Source organism: Westiellopsis prolifica IICB1 (genome assembly GCF_004323185.1).
Classification (GTDB): Bacteria; Cyanobacteriota; Cyanobacteriia; order Cyanobacteriales; family Nostocaceae; genus Pelatocladus; species Pelatocladus prolificus_A.
The window spans coordinates 808,228-825,206 of the sequence record NZ_NAPS01000002.1; the positions used below are offsets into that span (position 1 = coordinate 808,228).

At 40.7% G+C, this 16,979-nt stretch carries 17 protein-coding genes; 4 read left to right on the top strand and 13 right to left on the bottom strand.

Going from position 1 to position 16,979, the window contains the following annotated elements; translation table 11 throughout:
* Nucleotides 1-144: 144 nt before the first annotated feature.
* Nucleotides 145-801, bottom strand: coding sequence for a hypothetical protein (locus B4U84_RS17740; protein WP_131119827.1), 657 nt, complete (start codon nucleotides 799-801; stop codon nucleotides 145-147).
* 674 nt (nucleotides 802-1,475) lie between these two features.
* Between B4U84_RS17740 and B4U84_RS17745 the strand changes: the two genes are divergently transcribed.
* Nucleotides 1,476-1,955 carry a hypothetical protein gene (locus B4U84_RS17745; protein WP_131119829.1) on the top strand — a complete coding sequence of 160 codons (480 nt, stop codon included), beginning with the start codon at nucleotides 1,476-1,478 and terminating at the stop codon, nucleotides 1,953-1,955.
* Nucleotides 1,956-2,182: 227 nt separating this feature from the next.
* On the top strand, nucleotides 2,183-3,511 hold the full coding sequence (locus tag B4U84_RS17750) for a PQQ-dependent sugar dehydrogenase (protein WP_131119831.1): 1,329 nt from the start codon (nucleotides 2,183-2,185) through the stop codon (nucleotides 3,509-3,511).
* Nucleotides 3,512-3,653: 142 nt separating this feature from the next.
* On the opposite strand, the gene B4U84_RS17760 is transcribed toward B4U84_RS17750, so the two are convergent.
* The 11 genes from B4U84_RS17760 to B4U84_RS17810 form a co-directional block, all read right to left on the bottom strand.
* On the bottom strand, nucleotides 3,654-4,412 hold the full coding sequence (locus B4U84_RS17760) for a HEAT repeat domain-containing protein (RefSeq protein WP_131119833.1): 759 nt from the start codon (nucleotides 4,410-4,412) through the stop codon (nucleotides 3,654-3,656).
* A 77-nt stretch (nucleotides 4,413-4,489) separates the two neighbouring features.
* Complete coding sequence (locus tag B4U84_RS17765; RefSeq protein WP_017310441.1) at nucleotides 4,490-4,984, bottom strand: GNAT family N-acetyltransferase; 495 nt, start codon at nucleotides 4,982-4,984, stop codon at nucleotides 4,490-4,492.
* A gap of 190 nt (nucleotides 4,985-5,174) precedes the next feature.
* Nucleotides 5,175-5,390: a DUF8624 family small hydrophobic protein gene (locus tag B4U84_RS32130; protein ID WP_017310443.1), complete on the bottom strand. Its 216-nt coding sequence runs from the start codon at nucleotides 5,388-5,390 to the stop codon at nucleotides 5,175-5,177.
* 130 nt (nucleotides 5,391-5,520) lie between these two features.
* A complete protein-coding gene (locus B4U84_RS17775) occupies nucleotides 5,521-5,979 on the bottom strand; it encodes an ABC transporter permease (RefSeq protein WP_131119835.1) in 459 nt (152 codons plus the stop codon).
* On the bottom strand, nucleotides 5,964-7,262 hold the full coding sequence (locus tag B4U84_RS17780; RefSeq protein ID WP_017310445.1) for an AmpG family muropeptide MFS transporter: 1,299 nt from the start codon (nucleotides 7,260-7,262) through the stop codon (nucleotides 5,964-5,966). Before B4U84_RS17780 ends, B4U84_RS17775 begins: the two co-directional genes overlap by 16 nt.
* A 286-nt stretch (nucleotides 7,263-7,548) precedes the next feature.
* Complete coding sequence (locus B4U84_RS17785) at nucleotides 7,549-9,075, bottom strand: DNA phosphorothioation-associated putative methyltransferase (protein ID WP_131119837.1); 1,527 nt, start codon at nucleotides 9,073-9,075, stop codon at nucleotides 7,549-7,551.
* Between the two features lie 72 nt (nucleotides 9,076-9,147).
* Entirely contained in the window at nucleotides 9,148-9,534 is a 387-nt protein-coding gene (gene dndE / locus B4U84_RS17790) for a DNA sulfur modification protein DndE (protein ID WP_131119839.1), read from the bottom strand.
* 365 nt (nucleotides 9,535-9,899) lie between these two features.
* On the bottom strand, nucleotides 9,900-10,148 hold the full coding sequence (locus B4U84_RS17795; RefSeq protein WP_131119841.1) for a DUF4926 domain-containing protein: 249 nt from the start codon (nucleotides 10,146-10,148) through the stop codon (nucleotides 9,900-9,902).
* A gap of 18 nt (nucleotides 10,149-10,166) precedes the next feature.
* On the bottom strand, nucleotides 10,167-10,433 hold the full coding sequence (locus tag B4U84_RS31660; protein ID WP_476425843.1) for a DUF6883 domain-containing protein: 267 nt from the start codon (nucleotides 10,431-10,433) through the stop codon (nucleotides 10,167-10,169).
* A gap of 22 nt (nucleotides 10,434-10,455) precedes the next feature.
* Nucleotides 10,456-12,441, bottom strand: coding sequence for a DNA sulfur modification protein DndD (dndD, locus tag B4U84_RS17805; protein ID WP_131119845.1), 1,986 nt, complete (start codon nucleotides 12,439-12,441; stop codon nucleotides 10,456-10,458).
* Nucleotides 12,442-12,583: 142 nt separating this feature from the next.
* Nucleotides 12,584-12,838 (bottom strand): hypothetical protein, encoded by a 255-nt coding sequence (locus B4U84_RS17810; RefSeq protein ID WP_017310452.1) that lies wholly within the window; start codon nucleotides 12,836-12,838, stop codon nucleotides 12,584-12,586.
* A gap of 120 nt (nucleotides 12,839-12,958) precedes the next feature.
* Between B4U84_RS17810 and B4U84_RS17815 the strand changes: the two genes are divergently transcribed.
* The gene (locus B4U84_RS17815; RefSeq protein WP_017310453.1) at nucleotides 12,959-13,204 is read left to right on the top strand and encodes a helix-turn-helix domain-containing protein; all 246 of its coding nucleotides are present in this window, start codon (nucleotides 12,959-12,961) and stop codon (nucleotides 13,202-13,204) included.
* Nucleotides 13,205-13,481: 277 nt separating this feature from the next.
* On the opposite strand, the gene dndC is transcribed toward B4U84_RS17815, so the two are convergent.
* Nucleotides 13,482-15,146: a DNA phosphorothioation system sulfurtransferase DndC gene (dndC, locus tag B4U84_RS17820; RefSeq protein WP_017310454.1), complete on the bottom strand. Its 1,665-nt coding sequence runs from the start codon at nucleotides 15,144-15,146 to the stop codon at nucleotides 13,482-13,484.
* A gap of 207 nt (nucleotides 15,147-15,353) precedes the next feature.
* Between dndC and B4U84_RS17825 the strand changes: the two genes are divergently transcribed.
* The gene (locus tag B4U84_RS17825) at nucleotides 15,354-16,955 is read left to right on the top strand and encodes a DGQHR domain-containing protein (protein ID WP_131119847.1); all 1,602 of its coding nucleotides are present in this window, start codon (nucleotides 15,354-15,356) and stop codon (nucleotides 16,953-16,955) included.
* The last annotated feature ends 24 nt before the right edge of the window (nucleotides 16,956-16,979 follow it).

The following is a 16,979-nucleotide window of genomic DNA, read 5'->3' on the forward strand; positions in this document are numbered from 1 at the left end:
CAGGGATTCTCCAGAGGAGACGCTACGCGTAGACGCGTCAGCGGCTTCTCATAGAGTACGGGGATTGGGGATTGGGGATCGCTTAGGGTGGGGTTCTCTCTGGGGATTGGGGATCGCAATTCGGATTGGGGATTGAGGATTATATTAAAAACCTATCCTAGTCTCCGTTCCCCTTTCCCCGATCCCTGATCCCTGATCCCCGATCTCCTTAGTACTTATACTTGCCGGACTAATTTTTTCATAGCGCACCAAAAGTCTATGCAAAAATTCCGCCGCAGTTAAACTTTGCTGGGATGGCGATTCCCCAATAGATGAGTCTACCCACCAACCTTGGACGGTCTGGGGCGATCGCCACATTTCTAAATGATCAACTGCTGGATCTGCATAAAAATTATTTTCACCGCTACCCAGTAGTTTAGAAGTCCAGTGAGTGAAGTAATCATGGCTCATTCTATGGATAGGAAAGTTTCCCCATAATGGTACTCCCCATCCATCTATAGCAATAAAAGCTTTTATTTTACCTCCTAGTAGTTGCCATAAAGATGCGGCTGCGATCGCTCCTACTACACCAGCACTAAAACTAATAAATATAAGCGGCGATTCCAGCCCGTCTCCTAAGTGTTTGTGTAAAAACTCTAAAATATGAAATGCTGATAACGATGAAAAAAAGTTACCTGGATATAGTAGTATATTTACTGACCCAGGGGACTGCAAACTGTGATCTACTGAGTCTCTCCAAGCCATAATAAAATTCTCAGTTAATTCTTGTGTATGTATACCTGGGCAAATAATTATACTCATTAGTATTTTGTGACAGCTTTTCTAATCATAATTATTTTTGAATTGAAATTTTGCAAATATAACGGTGTTTTATCCATCTCTACAACATAGAAGGAGTTGCTAGAAATTATAGAAAAGTCCCAGGGGTAAAACTCAAGTGCGGATAGCCCACCCATCTCTCATGTAAAATCAAATATCGAGCGATCGCACATCGGTTTCAAGTATCAAACTCAAACATTCTCATTTCAGACCCCAAAGCTAAGGGTTGATATCAGTAGGACTTACGCAAAAACTCTCCCAAACTGTTATTCCTACCTTTCAGGAAGCCACTGCGTGTCTACGTGTCCTACCCTACGGGAAGCCGCTTGCGCGTCTAATGCGTCCTACTCTACGAGAAGCCGCTGACGCGTCTACGCGGTTCGTTTTTTCATGATTTTGCGTAAGTCCTAATCAGGTTCGGATAATTAGTTATACTTCCCACAGTCATTGCACCCACCCCCAACAGGGGCTTTCAAGAGTAGGTTTTTGAACCTCAACATTCTCATTTCAAACCGGAACGTTCTGACTTCAAATTATTTTCCTGATCCCCAATCTCCCATCCCCAATTATCGGAACTCTAACCCAAATCACTGAATCTGTGGTTACTATTAGTTACGATTACTTGGATTTCATATATTAAATTTGGTCGGGTGTAAATGTCTGTCGGGTATCGTAAAAATCATATTATTGTTCCCATAACTGTAAGCCTGACTTTATTGCTAGTCGGTTGCAACGACAGCAAAACCTCCCAATGTCAGCGACTAATTAAGACTGTCAACGAAGGAAATTCTTTATTAGAAATTAATAAAGGTACTCAGGTTGCAACAAGCTTGAAACTAGCTAAGGATTTGGAAGCAGCAACCAAAAAAATTGAGCGACTAAACTTAAAAGATCCTAAGCTCAAAGAATACCAGACTCGGTTTGTCAAAGTATTTACAATACTCAGTCAAAATGTCAATAAAGCAGGTAAAGGGCTTAATACTGCAAAGCTAGCAAAAGCTTCAACATTTGGTAGACAACAAATACAAACATCCAGAAGTGAAATTGACAACGCTCTCAAAGCAGCCGAATTTGCTGGAAAACAATCAGATGTGCTTGCGGTACAAGTGAATAAATATTGTAGTCAGGCTGAATAGGGGAGTGTGGGGAGTGTGGGGAGTAAACAACCAACTTCTCTAATACCATTTCACGTTAATCACGATCCATATAAATTTTGTACCAGACGCGATATATCGCGTCTGGTACAGGGTCTGTATTTGTATCAGGTTTTTCGTGAAATGGTATAACATCTACTTGCAGACTGGGGACAGTATTTTGGTGGTGAGTATACATTTATAAGTGTTGGGCTGGATTTAAATTTGGGATGACTGTAATAAATTCTTCAAAGAGTTTCCTACTGCTAGTTTTACTACTAACTACAGTAGTAGGGTGCGAGCAAAATACTCGTGCTTCTGTCGATACTTCCACACCAGTAGCACAGAATTCTCCACAGTCTGAAAATGTTATCCCCACTAAACCACTCTCACCTCAACGCATTCGGATTAATTTGAAAAATTTACCAAAACCTTTTGCGACTAAAAGCGCCTCCAAATCACCTCAAGTTGTCTCAATTCCTGCTAACCCAACACTGCGGGTTCCACCTGGGTTTACAGTCAATGTTTTTGCAGAAGATTTAGATGCACCCCGTTGGTTAGCGTTAACCCCCAATGGTGATGTGTTGGTGACTGAAACCAGACAAAACCGCATTCGCTTGCTGCGTGATACCAACGGTGATGGTGTGGCTGATGTGAAAAAGACTTTTGCTACTACTAAAAATGGGCTGAATCGTCCTTTGGGTATGACTTTTGCAGCCAATTCTTTCTTTTTAGGTAACACCGATGCAGTGCTACGCTTTCCTTATACCCAAGGTCAGCAAGAACTTAATGGTAATGGTCAAAAAATAGCCGATATTCCTGCTAATGGTTACAATCAGCACTGGACACGCAACGTTATAGCCTCGACTGATGGTAATAAAGTATACGTTTCTATTGGTTCCGGTACAAACGTAGATGAGGAACCACTACCACGTGCTTCTGTGCAGGTGATGAACTTGGATGGTTCCAATCAACAGACTTTTGCTTATGGTTTGCGTAACCCAGTTGGTTTAGATTTTCACCCAGTAACTAAGCAACTTTACACAACCGTTAATGAAAGAGATGGTATCGGTGATGACTTAGTACCAGATTACTTGACACGCCTGCAACAAGGTCAATTCTACGGCTGGCCTTATGCATACCTAGCGCCCAACAATATTGATCCACGTCAAGCAAATAACGGTAAAAGTAAACGCGCGGATTTAGTCAAGACTACGACTACACCAGATGTCTTGTTTCAAGCCCATTCTGCGGCTTTGGGTTTGCAATTTTACAACGGACAAACTTTTCCGGAAAAATACCGCAATGGTGCTTTTGTTGCTTTTCGTGGTTCTTGGAATCGCGATCGCGGTACTGGTTATAAAGTTGTTTTTGTTCCTTTTGATGCTCAGGGACGTCCGCAAGGATACTATGAAGACTTTCTCACTGGATTTCTCTTAAACCCCACCGTTCCAACAACTTGGGGGCGTCCCGTCGGTTTACTAACTTTACCCGACGGTAGCCTAATTTTTACAGAAGAAGCCAACAACCGCATTTATCGAATTCAGTACAGTGGTTAGGGATCGGGGATCGGGGATCGGGGATTGGGGAAAAGGAGACAAGGAGACAAGGGAGAATTATTCAACAAGTCCCTTCCCAATCAATACCCAATTTCCTTATCCCCGATCCCTTATCCCCGATCCCTTATCCCCTTTTCCCCGATCAAAACCACCCTTCTTGTTCTAGGGTTTCGATCAACTGTAATCCTCGTGGATCGCCTACTCCTAAAAGTGCGGCTTTGGTGTCTTCCCGGACTCCTAAATCTTTGTCTTCGGCAAAAGCTTGAATTAAGGCATCAATTGCAGTGGCATAAACAATATTAGAAGGTAGTTCGCGACACAATTGTCCGATCGCCCAGGCGCTGTTACTCCGCACGGGTGCTACAGGGTCTTGTACCAAAGCTTCGATTAATGGTGGTATGGCTCCAACCACTGTTTCATAACCAATTTGTGCCATTTGTGCTAGGGAACTTGCAGCCCACAATCGGACTGCGGAAATATCTGTTCTCAGAGCATCGGCTAGAGGTGCTAAACAACGGCGATCGCGGCAATTACCCAAGGCCCAAACTACGCCTTTGCGTACGTACCCATTCCAATCTCGCCCCAATTGATTAATCAATGGTTCTACAGCGTCGGGGCTGGGGTTACGTCCGAGTCCATAAGCTGCACTTACCCGTACCAGAGGGCAAGTATCAGTCAGCAAACTAATCAAATGGGGAATTGCCCGTGCATCTTCGACGTCACAAAAGGCACGTGCCGCCAGCATTCTTTGCTGGGGTTGGGGATGCTCTAATAGTGGTAGCATTTCCTCTGGATCGGGTTTTGGCACTTCTGACTCTGGGGTCAGTGGTTCCATTTTATCTAGAGGACTTTCTAGCTCCACTTCTACATCAAGTAGGCTGAGGTCGTCTTCGTCATACATAAATAAAAAGTACCATTCCCTACTACCACTTACCAATTAATTCAAAATTTAAAATTAAAAGTCCAAAAAAATTAAAGTTATAAAAGTTTCTTCAGCCACAAGGACTGAGTTTCGTAACCCAAGTGACTGTAAAGATTTAATGCAGCTTGGTTAGATTGAAACACCTGCAACCCCATTTGGCGATCGCCTCTTTTTTTTGCCCAGTCTTCTGCATACCGCATCAAAGCTGTTGCAATCCCTCGTCGTCGATGTTCTGGTACGACGTAGAGTAAAAAAATGTGAGCATGGCGATCGCCTGTTACTTGATCAATCGCATTTCCCATCCACAGACAAGCTACGGAGGATGTAGAAGAGTGAGGGAATGATGATGTCCCCGTGTTTTTTTCCATTCCTAAAAAATCCACCCACCATAAAGGTGTTTGGCTAGAAAAGTATTGTTGTACTGTTTGTGCAAGATGAGAAAAATCCCCAGTCGAAAACATTTCTTGATAAGTCAATTGCATGAACTTTACCAACAATGCCCGATCTAAACTGGAGCCATGACGAATACAGTAACCTGGTAGCAGTTCCACAAATCAACCTCTAACAGGATTTTGGATTTTGGATTTTAGATTTTGGATTGACCACAGTCCCCATTCCCCCAAATTGGGGGTTAGGGGGAGGAGCTTTGGAATTTTTGGTTTTAGATTGCGGATTGATAGGATTTATCCGCTTTCTTGTATTCTGCTCGGAATTATCGGTCAAAATGCAAGTTTTTGCTGACTAGAATAATACCGGAGCTGAGGACGACATGGGAAATACAAAGGACACGCTTAATTTCTGTGCGTCTCCCACTTTTCCTATCCCCCCATTCTCTTCAACAGGTGCGGGTGCTGCCATATCCCCAGGTAAGAATATACGAGCACTGACTGCTACTAGCGCAAACAAAAATATCAACACTACGAGTAGAGGAGCTATGTATTGACGAAATATAGCCATTTTTGAGATATGAAGTTTAACTGAAGATTTGTGAAGTTAACATGATTTATTTTAGCGATGTTCAGGAGAAATCACTTATCAGTTATCAGTTATCAACTAGTAACTGTTCACTGTTCACTGATAACTGATTTCATCTACGATCGCGTTCTAAGTCCGCGATCGCTCTTTCCCAGTACCAACTTTCTGGCATTCCTGGGTAGTCCTGTCTTGCTTGTTCAACAAGGCGTTCTGCGGCGGCGGTGTCGCCAGCTACCATTGAAATTAGTTTATTTTTGAGACGATTCTCAGCTTCACGTGGGGTGGAAGGTCTGAGTGTTGGTTCGGTTGGTGAGTGTGTTACTGGCTCAATTAATGGCTGGGTTGCTGGCTGCGAGTTACTAGCTTTGGTTCGGTTAGACTGCTTACGCAATTCCCAAAATAAAACATAATAAAGTGTGCCGAAAATCAAAATCAGACTGAATGTTCCCAAAAAAGTTAGGAGGTTAAGTCCGAGAAATCCTAAAACTAATTGGGAAAGCACGTAGCCAAGTAACAATCCTGTAAATAATAGGATTGTTGTGGCAACAATAATTATTAGTTTTTGCCCCATATATCTTCTTCCTCATCATCTAATCCTGGTCTTGGCATTGCTATAGGTTGAGGGTTCCAAGGAGCGAAAACAGGTAGCAGCAGTAACCCTGGTACAGCAGCAATAATAGTAATTAAGAAAAATGTAGACCAACCTGTGCTTTTGGCGATCGCTCCAGCTGGAGCAGCCAAAATATCCCGGCTGACGGCCATTAAACTAGAAAGCAATGCATACTGGGTGGCAGAAAATCTCTGGTTACAAAGACTCATCAAAAAGGCAACAAAAGCAGCCGTTCCCAATCCACCACAAAAGTTTTCAATGTTAATAGTAATTACCAGTAATTGGTAATTTTGAGTAAATTGCGGTTGGGCAAGTATAAAGTAAGCAAGATTACTGAAAGCTTGCAACCCGCCAAAAACCCACAGTGAACGATTGATACCTATTCTGCTTAAAACTGCACCACCTACAAGAGCGCCAACAATAGTAGCAATTAATCCCATTCCTACTTGTATTGCTCCAATATCGGTTTTAGTGAAACCAATGGTGAGTAAAAAGGGTGTTGCCATATTACTCAATAAAGCATCACCTAGTTTATATAAGGTGATAAACACCAAAATCAATAAAGCTTGGATAACTCCTTGACGTTGGAAAAATTCTCCAAATGGTAGGATAACTGCTTCAGCTAAAGAAGCGGGAGGGCTAATTTGTCTTGGTTCTGGTGCAAGTAAAACACCAAAAATTCCAATTACCATCATTCCTGCCATAAACAAATATACCGACGACCAAGGCATCCGATCAGCTAGTATTAATCCTAAAGAACCAGCAACTAATAGCGCAACTCGATAACCTAAAATAAAAATTGCTGCGCCAGCACCCATTTCTAATTCTGTTAAAACATCGGTGCGGTAAGCATCAGCAGCAATATCTTGAGTTGCACTCAAAAAAGCAATAATTATGGCATTGATACCTAAAAGCTGTAACGCTTGTTTGGGTTGTTGAAAAGCCATAAAAGCGATCGCGACGACTAAAGCGATCTGCGTCACAATCAACCAACCCCGTCTTCGTCCCAAAAATGGCGGTGTAAACCGATCTAGAAACGGAGACCAAAGAAACTTTAACGAATAAGGTAATGCAGCAAGGCTTAACCACCCAATCACCGCCAAATCTACCTGTTCTTGAGTCATCCAGGCTTTAAGGTTATTCCCAATTAATAATAAGGGCAAACCCGATGCAAAACCTAGCAATAATAAAGCCGCCATCTTGCGGCTTTCAAATACCTTAAGCAGAGATTGAATTTGTTGCACAGTATTTTATTTTGTACGTTGATCAAGAATAAAAATTTAATTTACTTTTGAAAATGAGAATTTAAAGATAAAATTTTGTATTTCTTTATTGTGAGCTATAACTTGTGTATCTCTGTGTTTTTCCTGATCAGGGATTAAAATATATTGCCATAACCAGTGTGTAATTTAGTGCCAATTTGGCTCATACAATTTTGGATTTTGGATTTTGGATTGTGCATAGATTCTACATACAAATCCGGGGAATTTTACCATATATTACTCTCCAATCCCCGTTACCCCTTCGCCCCTAATCCCCACTCCCTTGGGGGAGTGGGGGCCGGTGAGTTCCCCAGAGGGGGCCCCACCTTAAGCGCTCCCCGCTCCCCAATTCATAAACCTGATGTCCTCTAATTTCTACCCCATGTTCAGCCAAACATTTTGTCCAACCTTCACGAGTACCGATATCGCTTTTGTTTTTGAGTAATCCTAATTCAATTTCTTGTTTGGTGAGTTGAGAAAATTCTTCGTAAAGATGATAGTCAGGAGTTACAAATGTTTCTTTGCGGTGGAGTATGGGTGGATTTGCTCTGCTAGCATAATCTCGGTGAGTTATGTATAAAGTTTTTAAGTCGATCACAATGCTTGTTTTTAAAGCCGGATGCGGATCAGTATCAAATTCTGGGTAAAGCAGATAAGAAATCTGTGATTTTTCGGTATCAAATTTTATTAATGTCGCATCATCAACACGTCCGATAGTCCTACTGGCACAGCCTTCGTAAATTCGTAACAAGGCATCAAGTTCACATAGAGCAGAAACGTGAACGTATAAAGCACTACGTGTACTTTTACCAATTTTACTTTTTTCGCAAGCAGTCTTTACGACTCCCGCTTTTCCTAAGCTAAACAGCTTCGCGTCAGCAACTTCACACGCTTCCTCATAGGAACCAAAAAAGGCTTTGATATCGTGGCGCATTTCTGGTGATAACTTGTGCCATGAGGGGCGAGTTTCAAAATGAGTCAAAGCGAGATAAACTTGAATATCGAGAGAACGACGGTAGGCGATCGCATCCCATTCTGCTTCATCAGTAGCTTGCAAAACCACAGCAAAAGCTCGACGGAAATTACCAAATTCTTTTAATAATTCCTGTTCATTCTCCAATTCGCCTTTGACTGGTAGTCTCCCGCGTTGAGCATGAAAATCCATTAACGGCTGAAGCATTTCTTGATAATCTTCAAACCGTTTAACTGGAATGCGGACTCTGGGCGTAGAATTTTTAGAGAAGAAGCGTAAAGCTTTGTAAGCTTCTTTTTCAGCTTCATCTCGAAACACAAAATAGATACCCAGCGCTACAGGTACAGCATCGACATTTAGTGTTTCATCAATGTATTTTTTGAGTTCTTCTTGCTGGTAATATTTCTGAAACGTGTTATGGCGGGTGACAACACCATCGCCATAGGGTATGAGATTGCGACTCGGAGCATTAACTAGGACTTGAGCAGCAACAATTAATACCTTTCGCGCCAGTGACCAGGCTTTTACAAGGGCTTGACGGCGTTCTTCTGTATCTTCAATCACATTCAGGATGTAACCCAAATTGACCACATCAGCAGGAATGCGATCGCGATCAGGAAAATAATAAGGGTCCCAGCCAGAACTGGTATAACCTAAATTGGTGATGCGATCGACATCACCACCGTATCCACAACCATAGTCAAAAAACGTAGTCTCTTTGTTTAGAATAGACCACTCGATTGCCAACCTTACAGGGCGAGACAAATCAATGCGGAATATCGCAGCTCTATGGCGTTCAATTTCGATGTAGCTCTCGGACATAAGAGCAATTAAATTTATTAGTAGTTGGTAGTGAGTAGTTAGTAGTGTTTGTATTAATCACTAACCATAATTTCAATTATTGGTCGCTAATTCAATCAAATCTTCAATTTTCTTGATATTTGGATCACCAGCTAAATACCCAATCCCACGATGCAAATGCAGGCGAAATTGGGTAACTAGGGTTTCTTTGTCTGTACCGTAACCGTCGTTATAACAGCGTTGTTTGAGAGCTAATAGCAGAATATCAGACATTTCGCCACCAAAAACGCGCCAAGTCATCTCGACATTACTATCTTGGGGAATTGGGACTGGGGAGGGTGCTGTGGGTTCTGCAAGAGAACGACAAAACGCCCAACGACACAGAATATTCCATTGGTCGATTTTGGTATTGCGTTTAAGTTTTGTCAGTTGTTCTTTGGCTGTTTGAGATAATTTGATGCGCTCGATAAGAGTTTCCATAATATTTTGAATAGTCCACACAGGGTGACTTTGCTTATTTAGTAGCAAATCTATAGTAATGATTTTGGCAAGTTTTTAAGACAAATTAACTTAAACGAGAGAATATACGGAATAATACAATAATTCCCCTGCAAATGTTCTAATCAGTAGGAGAGTCTCAATGAAACAAGTGTCACAACGCCTCGCTGTTATGTCACTTTTTGGAGGAGTACTGAAATAATTTATACCTTAATAACACCGCCAATTCTCTATAGTTCGTGCAACTAGATTGCGATCGCGGTAACGACTCAAATCAGCAGCAGATAACCTCAAACTCAGCATCAGGGGTTTTCAACCGTCCGCTGCATGTGACATTGTTGTGCCGCTTACACTGTTACCATTTCAGCTTTTGCATTGGGCGGTACTGGCTCGAAGTGCAAAACCATGATTTGCTCTGGACGTAACCCTAAAGACTCGTATGTACGCCCATTGCGATCGCTGAATTCAACTTCAAATGCAGTACCCTCCGCTAGTGTCTCAACAACTGTGCCAACCTGCCCACGCCACAAATTGTACTGGGGGAGGTCAACGACAAGAGCGACAACATCTAGCAACTTGACTGTATTGTTTATCATGCTTATCACCTCTGCCAATTATAGAGGATAGCAGGTCGTTAGTTTCGGAATCTCTGAATCATGCTCAATGATCCAGCCACTCCGAAGGGTTGCACTTTTATTTTGCCATTTGATCGTGAAATCTAGGGTGTAGCGTTGCCCAAACTCATCCCGTCTTCCCAACTGGGCTTCTTGAACTTTGACAACATCAAGAAGAATTTGACGCAGTTCCTCAGCATTATCAGCCGTCATTCCAAGAATTGACGAAAAAAGGCGTGCCTTGTGCTTGCCATCGTTGTGTTCCAAATTGAGGCAATAGTCACGCAGCTTACGAATAAAAATAACCTGCTTGTATGGTTGTTTGGCGGGTGGATGAGTCGTATTTGAGGAGATATTCGCGGGCGATCGCTTCGTTTTCGCGCAAAGTTTTCACTTCTTTTTCTCCGATTTCGGTATCAGTGGAAAGTAATATTACTTGATGAGAAGCTGACGGAAAGTAACGTTCGACTAAGTTAGTACGGTGCGATGAATCTAATCTTCCTAGTGGCGTATCAATTGCTACTGGTAAGCGCAGCCCGGAGACTCGTGCTAATCCCCAGAGGAAGGCGATCGCTAAAAGTTGTTTTTCCCCGGCGGAAAGGCGATGTTTGGGTACTGGTTGCGAGTGCAAATCAAATAGAGATAGGCTAAAAGTATTGGTATCAATGACGATGCGATGTACTAAGTCTGATTTGTGCAACAGATAGCGAAAGCATTCGGTGACTTCATTTTCTAATTTATTTAATTTTCTCAAAGTCAAGCGTTCACGAAACAGTTTGAGGGTTTCTTGAACTCTGGCTGAAGCTGTAATAATATGCTCTCTATTCTTCCGATCAATTGTTTGTTCGGTATATTCTTTTAAATCTTTTTTAGACTTTTCAATAGTTGTTTCTAATTCAACTAAGTAACGGCGTGCAGTTTCGCAGCTAGCTTTAATTTCAGCAACTTTTTGTTGTGCTTTTCGCACCACATCACGGAGTTGTTCATACTCTTCTGGAGATGCTGCGGTTTGCATTTGTCTCTCGATATTAATTATTTCTTCTTCTTTGTTTTTCAAATTTGATAATTGCTGTTTTGCAGAGTTTTTCGCATTTTGTAAATAATAAATTACATTACCTAGTTGACTTAAAGCTTCATCATCCGCTAACAACCAAGGTAGTTCTTTTTGTAAATTAGCATTTCGCGTCTTTTCGTCTTCTTTCAAAAAGAATTTGATTTTTTCAAGTTTTTGATTTTCGATTTCTAATTGACTAATTAAATTAATCAAACGTTGATCTCTTTCAAGTATAATATCCTGTGCTATTTGTGCTTGTCGGGTACGAAATTCTGTTTCTCCTTGTGCTTGGACTTGGGTAAGTAATGGTTGAATTAATGCTAACGGTAAAACATCAGCCGCAGATTCACATATTGTCTGACGAATTGCTTCTGCTGCGGTAGTTACTTCTTGTTTTTGTTGTTCTAAATGACTACGTTCTGCGGCTATTTTCCCGCCTTCCGAAAGGAATTTATCAACAGCCTCTTGTTCTTCTTTTTCTGATAATTTTAATTCTGCTTGTAGGGAAGTTAAATTTTGCTGTTGATGCTGAAATTCTTCCTGTAGCTGCTTGAGATTTTGTTCAATTTCTTCTAAGTTATCTAAGTCTTGTTTTTCGGCTATTTCCTTGCGTTTGCGATTGACTAAAATTTCTATATCTACCGCTAATTTTTCCGCCAATTCTAGTCCTAAAAGAGCGCGAATTGCATCCACTACCATTGGTGGCGGTACTTCCTGTTCTGCTAGTTCTTTTACCTGTTCACCATCAAATAGAAATAAGTTAGAAATTCCTAAAGGTAGGAGATTTTCAATATAATCATCCCAAGTATTAACTAAAGCTTCAACAGGCCATGTATCATCATCACCTAAAATTCCTAAATGGTCTTTACCATCTTTAGGATTTTTTTCCCAAGTTCTGACAATTCTATATTTGATGGGTTTGTCATTTTCAATATGTTCAAAGACTAACTCAACACGAGTTTTTTCATTCGGTTCTGCTTTACTATTAACACATTGAGTCAGAAAATGACTATAACTTAAATTTCCACGAGTAGAACATTGAGCGCGATGTCCATAAAGTGCAAGGCGAATTGCATCCATGAGTGTGGTTTTTCCACCACCATTCATCCCACCTAAAAGTAGAATTGGGCGAGTATAATCATGGTTTTTTGGATTCAGATTGATTATTTGACGTCCATTATAGGGACCAAAGTTTTGCAGAATAAGTTCAAGAAAAATCATAGTAATGTTTGATATTTAATTCTCATACAAATACGCAAAGTCGCAAATTTGATCTTAGCTGTTTGCGGCTTTGCGTAAATTAATTATTGATAGAGTTGGTATTGCCCACACTACCATATTTTTCACCAGCTGTTTTTAAAGTTCAGCTTGTGATTATATTTCGGGTCAAAATACTCATGACTTCGCCGGGATTAGAAGTTGGTAATAATGGACTCCACTCATTAATTTGGGCAAAACCAAGCTTATAAAGGCTAATAATTGTACTATTTACTCCTTTTTTTGAACCATATATTACCACTTTCACAGGTTCTCTGCCTGATGTTTTTTCTGTGGAAGTACTGTAGGAAACAGCAGGTGTGGAAGTAGGAAAGGGATCTGTTAAAAAGCTTTTAGTCATTGGGATTCACCTGTTTGTTGTTAAGATTGTTGTTACCAATAGGTAACATAACTATCTTACACCCATTGTTACCTATAGGTAACGTTTACTCAGTCATGAGCCTTTGACACAATCAAAGGCATGGGAAAAGCAGGAAAAGCGTTAAAACAGGTGTTAGAAACTCACGGAATCAGCCAAAATCAGTTAGCTGTGACAATGGGAACTGGACGACCAAACGTTCACCGTTGGGTGTACGAGATTAGAGATCCTGTTGCGGAAACGGTATTAGAAATTCGCGACGCGCTACAGAAAATTAATCCTGTAGCAGCCAAAGACTTTATCAGACTCTACTTAGGAGATGATTTTGAGGATGAGAAACAACTTTAATTATCAGTCAAGTAAGTCAACCTAATTAAATATAAAATCCTCACGAGATAGATCCCCGAATTCTCAAAGGATACAGCTGGCGAATCAGGGGTATTACCCTTCATTGAATGATTTTTCGTGATTCTACCAAATGTAGAGACGTAGCATTGCTACGTCTCTACATTTGGGTTAATGAGCGGTCAGATCCACAATTCGCCAACAGCATCCTCAAATAAGTCGGGGATCTAGGTATTATGAACGCTTCATTTTACGCATAAATTTAACTGATAACTGATAACTATTCACTGTCCTTTTTTTGGAATTTCATATTCGCCCAAGTTTTCGATTTAGCTACTGATTTTGTAGTTGATGGGTTCTCTGTAGGATTTTCAATTAACTCATCCGTTACATTTGTAATTTCATGAGTTGTAGTAACATCTCCTAAAGTCAACTGCTTGACTTTTTCGACATCGCCTTGAGTAATTGCTGTTTTCAAATCTCTTTTCATGTGAGCAATATCAATTGCTTCTTCACGAGAACGGGAACTAGTTTCAAAACATTTTTCTAGTGCATCATATATTCCCACGCGACGCGCTCTCTTACGAAATTGGCGTTCTGTATCTAATAACTTCGCCATTAGTTCAAGGTGCATAGCGTCATCTGCACAGATTTCTTCTAATACAGCCCATTCATCGCTACCTAAAAGACTGTAGTCAGCACCAGGGCGCGGATCTTGGAATTCTTCACCAGTCACTTCTTTATATATGCGGGGTAAACTATCATCGAATTCGTGTCTTTCTTCTAACCAAATGCGGCGAATTTCGCTCATTTCTTCTGAGGTTATTAATGTGATGTCGCGCATATTTTCTGGTGCTGTGCGACGCAATTGTTGTTGAATAGTTAGAAGTTTTCTGAGCCAATATTCTCGCGCTTCTTTAATGTATGGTCCAGGAATAGGCTCTACTGAAATTTCTTCATTGAGGTTACGTTCATAAAGTTGGACATCACCATTTCTACGCCGAAAATCTCGTCTTTCGCGGTTTATTGGTGCATCTAATTCTTGACGAAAATCAAGAAGAGGTTGTAACCATTCTTTTTCTTCGTCATTTTGAATCATTGCAGTTAGTGATTTATCTTCACTTACTAGCGTACAAACCCAGCAACCAAAACGAGAGCTACCACAACTAGGAGTAGATGTATCAACAACTAAAGGACATTCATTATCAGCGGTAGCACCTCTGTACATCGAGAATAAATCCTTGTTGCTATATCCCCAAGGATTTTCCCATTGCATGAGATAAAGCCAAACCTCATCATTTCGCCAATCTTCTACAGGACTGTAAACTAGAGAATTTGGCAAATTCATGTTAGGACTGAGGCGATCGCGTACCCGTTTGCTTTCCCATTGTTTCATTCTATAAGCACGTTTTGTACTTTCGGCTTTGCGAGTACCTAAAACAAGAATAGCTTCTCCACAACTACGAATAACATTACGAATAAAGCGGTTAGATGGATTTATTTTCAGACGTTCTGTACACCACCTAAATTTTGGTTTTGGTGCTGGATAACCTTTACCTATTAAACCGACCCAGAATGTTTCTTTGGGTTCTGGTTGTAGTAAATGGGGTTCAAATGGTAGCTTTTGATCAAGAGCAGCCAATTTCATTTGCTTGAGAGAGTTGCGTACCCAAACAGAGACATAGGGATTTTCTACTAATGTATCTGTTGTAATTACATGAATAGTTTTAGTTCGCTTTTCGGGTGGAAGTTGTGCGATCGCATTCCATACCAGTTGTAATACACACGAACTATCTTTTCCCCCGGAATAACCCACAACCCAAGGTATTTCGTCCAAACAATACAAATCTTGTATTTCTGTAGTCAAAGCTTGGATCTCTTCTACTAACTCTGCTACAGTACGCGATTGCTGACTTTTATTTTCTGGCTGTTGTGCGATGACCATTTCTCCCTTCCTCTGGAATCACAGGTGATAGATCGCTCGATTCCCCCAAGCTTGGGGAAATAGTGCAATATTTTACTCACCCTTCCTATGTGTACTGTAAACTTAACCCTAATATTCTAAATATTTAACGTTTTTAAAAACTTTATCAGTAAAATCAATTTTTGTAGAACAATATTTTGATCACAACTTGAAATTTTCAAAATTAACATGAATCCAAGCGCAAATAACCCAACTGCTGACATTGCAAGTGAGTATTTAGAACGGGACAACAAAGATAAACAGGTACTAGCTATTTTGCTAGAAAAGTTTATGAACCAAAAAAACCAGATTCTAGTTCAGAAAACTGAGATGGGTGGTACTGAAGCTTATATCAGTTCTGTTACCTTGGAATGGTTTGCGGGTCGGGTTCGCTTTGCGTCTGCTTTACCTTTGCTTCAGCAAAAATATAATCCTCAGACAGATAATATTGATATTGATGCAGAAAGTATTGACGAAATTCAGCAACGTCCTTTGGATTGGTCACGTCAATTACCCCTCACACAATATTTAGCAGGTCGAAAAAACCATAAGTTTCCACCTGTGCTAGTAGTGATTAACCAAGCGTGGGTTGATGACCCCAAAGCTGCTGAGTGGGATAGTCAAGGACGAGCTGTACAATCTACCACAGCTTTTACAGCTCTAGATCAAGAAGAAAAAGTTGGTTTACTTAATGTTTCTGAAGAGGATGTAACAATTTACGCATTAGATGGTCAACACCGACTCATGGGGGTACAGGGGTTGATGGAGTTATTAAAAACTGGCAAACTTCAGCGTTATAAGAAGGAAAAAACCCCAGATGACACTTTCATTACAGTTGATGATTTAATTGAACAATATCACCTTCAACCAGCTTATCTGCAAACCTTACCGAAAGAAAAAATAGGGATTGAATTTATTTGTGCAGTTGAAAAAGGCGAAACTCGCGAACAAGCAAGACGACGGGTGCGATCAATATTTGTTCATGTAAATTTAATGGCTGCACCTTTAACAAAAGGTCAGTTAGCACAGTTAAATGAAGATGATGGTTTTTCGATTGTTGCAAGAAAAATTGCTGTGGTACATCCACTTTTGGAACAGCGTGAAGGTAGAAAACCTCGTGTTAATTGGAATAGTGCAACAGTTGCAGCCAAATCAACTGTTTTGACGACGCTACAAGCTCTTACAGATATGTCTGAGCGATATTTAGGGCAAAAATTTCCTCATTGGAAACCTTTGGATAAAGGTCTAATTCCCAACCGTCCAGAGAATCAGGAACTTGAAGAGGGAATACAAGAATTTCACAAGCTTTTTGATGGTTTGGCAAGTCTTTCGAGTTATAAGCTTTTAGAAGATGAGGAGACACCAGCTCTGCGAAAATTCAGCTTTGAAAAGGACGGAGGTGAAGGAAATATGCTTTTCCGTCCTGTTGCTCAAGTAGCTGTTGCACAAGCTTTGGGTATTTTGGTTTTCCGCAAAGGTTTCAAATTGGACGAGCTTGTTAAGAAATTGCGAAAATTTGACCAGCAGGGTGGTTTTAGTGGAATGGAGTTTCCCCAATCTTTATGGTATGGCGTTTTGTATGATCCAAATAAAAAGCGTGTCCAAGTTGCTGGAAGGGATCTCGCAGCGAAGTTACTAATTTATATTTTGGGTGGTATTCAAGATCAAATGGAACGTGCTGAACTTCGCAAAGCTTTGGCTGATGCTAGAACAATTGAGAATAAAACTATGGGTTTTGATGGTAATTTTGTTGAGCCAAAACAGGTAGGACTTCCACCGATTCTTTCTTGAATTTTTGCGGTAATAGCTTGAATA

Excerpts from the sequence above, each read along its gene's own strand:
- B4U84_RS17740 (WP_131119827.1), bottom strand. The coding sequence starts at position 801 with ATGAGTATAATTATTTGCCCAGGTATACATACACAAGAATTAACTGAG.
- B4U84_RS17745 (WP_131119829.1), top strand. The coding sequence starts at position 1,476 with ATGTCTGTCGGGTATCGTAAAAATCATATTATTGTTCCCATAACTGTA.
- B4U84_RS17750 (WP_131119831.1), top strand. The coding sequence starts at position 2,183 with ATGACTGTAATAAATTCTTCAAAGAGTTTCCTACTGCTAGTTTTACTA.
- B4U84_RS17760 (WP_131119833.1), bottom strand. The coding sequence starts at position 4,412 with ATGTATGACGAAGACGACCTCAGCCTACTTGATGTAGAAGTGGAGCTA.
- B4U84_RS32130 (WP_017310443.1), bottom strand. The coding sequence starts at position 5,390 with ATGGCTATATTTCGTCAATACATAGCTCCTCTACTCGTAGTGTTGATA.
- B4U84_RS17775 (WP_131119835.1), bottom strand. The coding sequence starts at position 5,979 with ATGGGGCAAAAACTAATAATTATTGTTGCCACAACAATCCTATTATTT.
- B4U84_RS17785 (WP_131119837.1), bottom strand. The coding sequence starts at position 9,075 with ATGTCCGAGAGCTACATCGAAATTGAACGCCATAGAGCTGCGATATTC.
- dndE (WP_131119839.1), bottom strand. The coding sequence starts at position 9,534 with ATGGAAACTCTTATCGAGCGCATCAAATTATCTCAAACAGCCAAAGAA.
- B4U84_RS17795 (WP_131119841.1), bottom strand. The coding sequence starts at position 10,148 with ATGATAAACAATACAGTCAAGTTGCTAGATGTTGTCGCTCTTGTCGTT.
- dndD (WP_131119845.1), bottom strand. The coding sequence starts at position 12,441 with ATGATTTTTCTTGAACTTATTCTGCAAAACTTTGGTCCCTATAATGGA.
- B4U84_RS17810 (WP_017310452.1), bottom strand. The coding sequence starts at position 12,838 with ATGACTAAAAGCTTTTTAACAGATCCCTTTCCTACTTCCACACCTGCT.
- B4U84_RS17815 (WP_017310453.1), top strand. The coding sequence starts at position 12,959 with ATGGGAAAAGCAGGAAAAGCGTTAAAACAGGTGTTAGAAACTCACGGA.
- dndC (WP_017310454.1), bottom strand. The coding sequence starts at position 15,146 with ATGGTCATCGCACAACAGCCAGAAAATAAAAGTCAGCAATCGCGTACT.
- B4U84_RS17825 (WP_131119847.1), top strand. The coding sequence starts at position 15,354 with ATGAATCCAAGCGCAAATAACCCAACTGCTGACATTGCAAGTGAGTAT.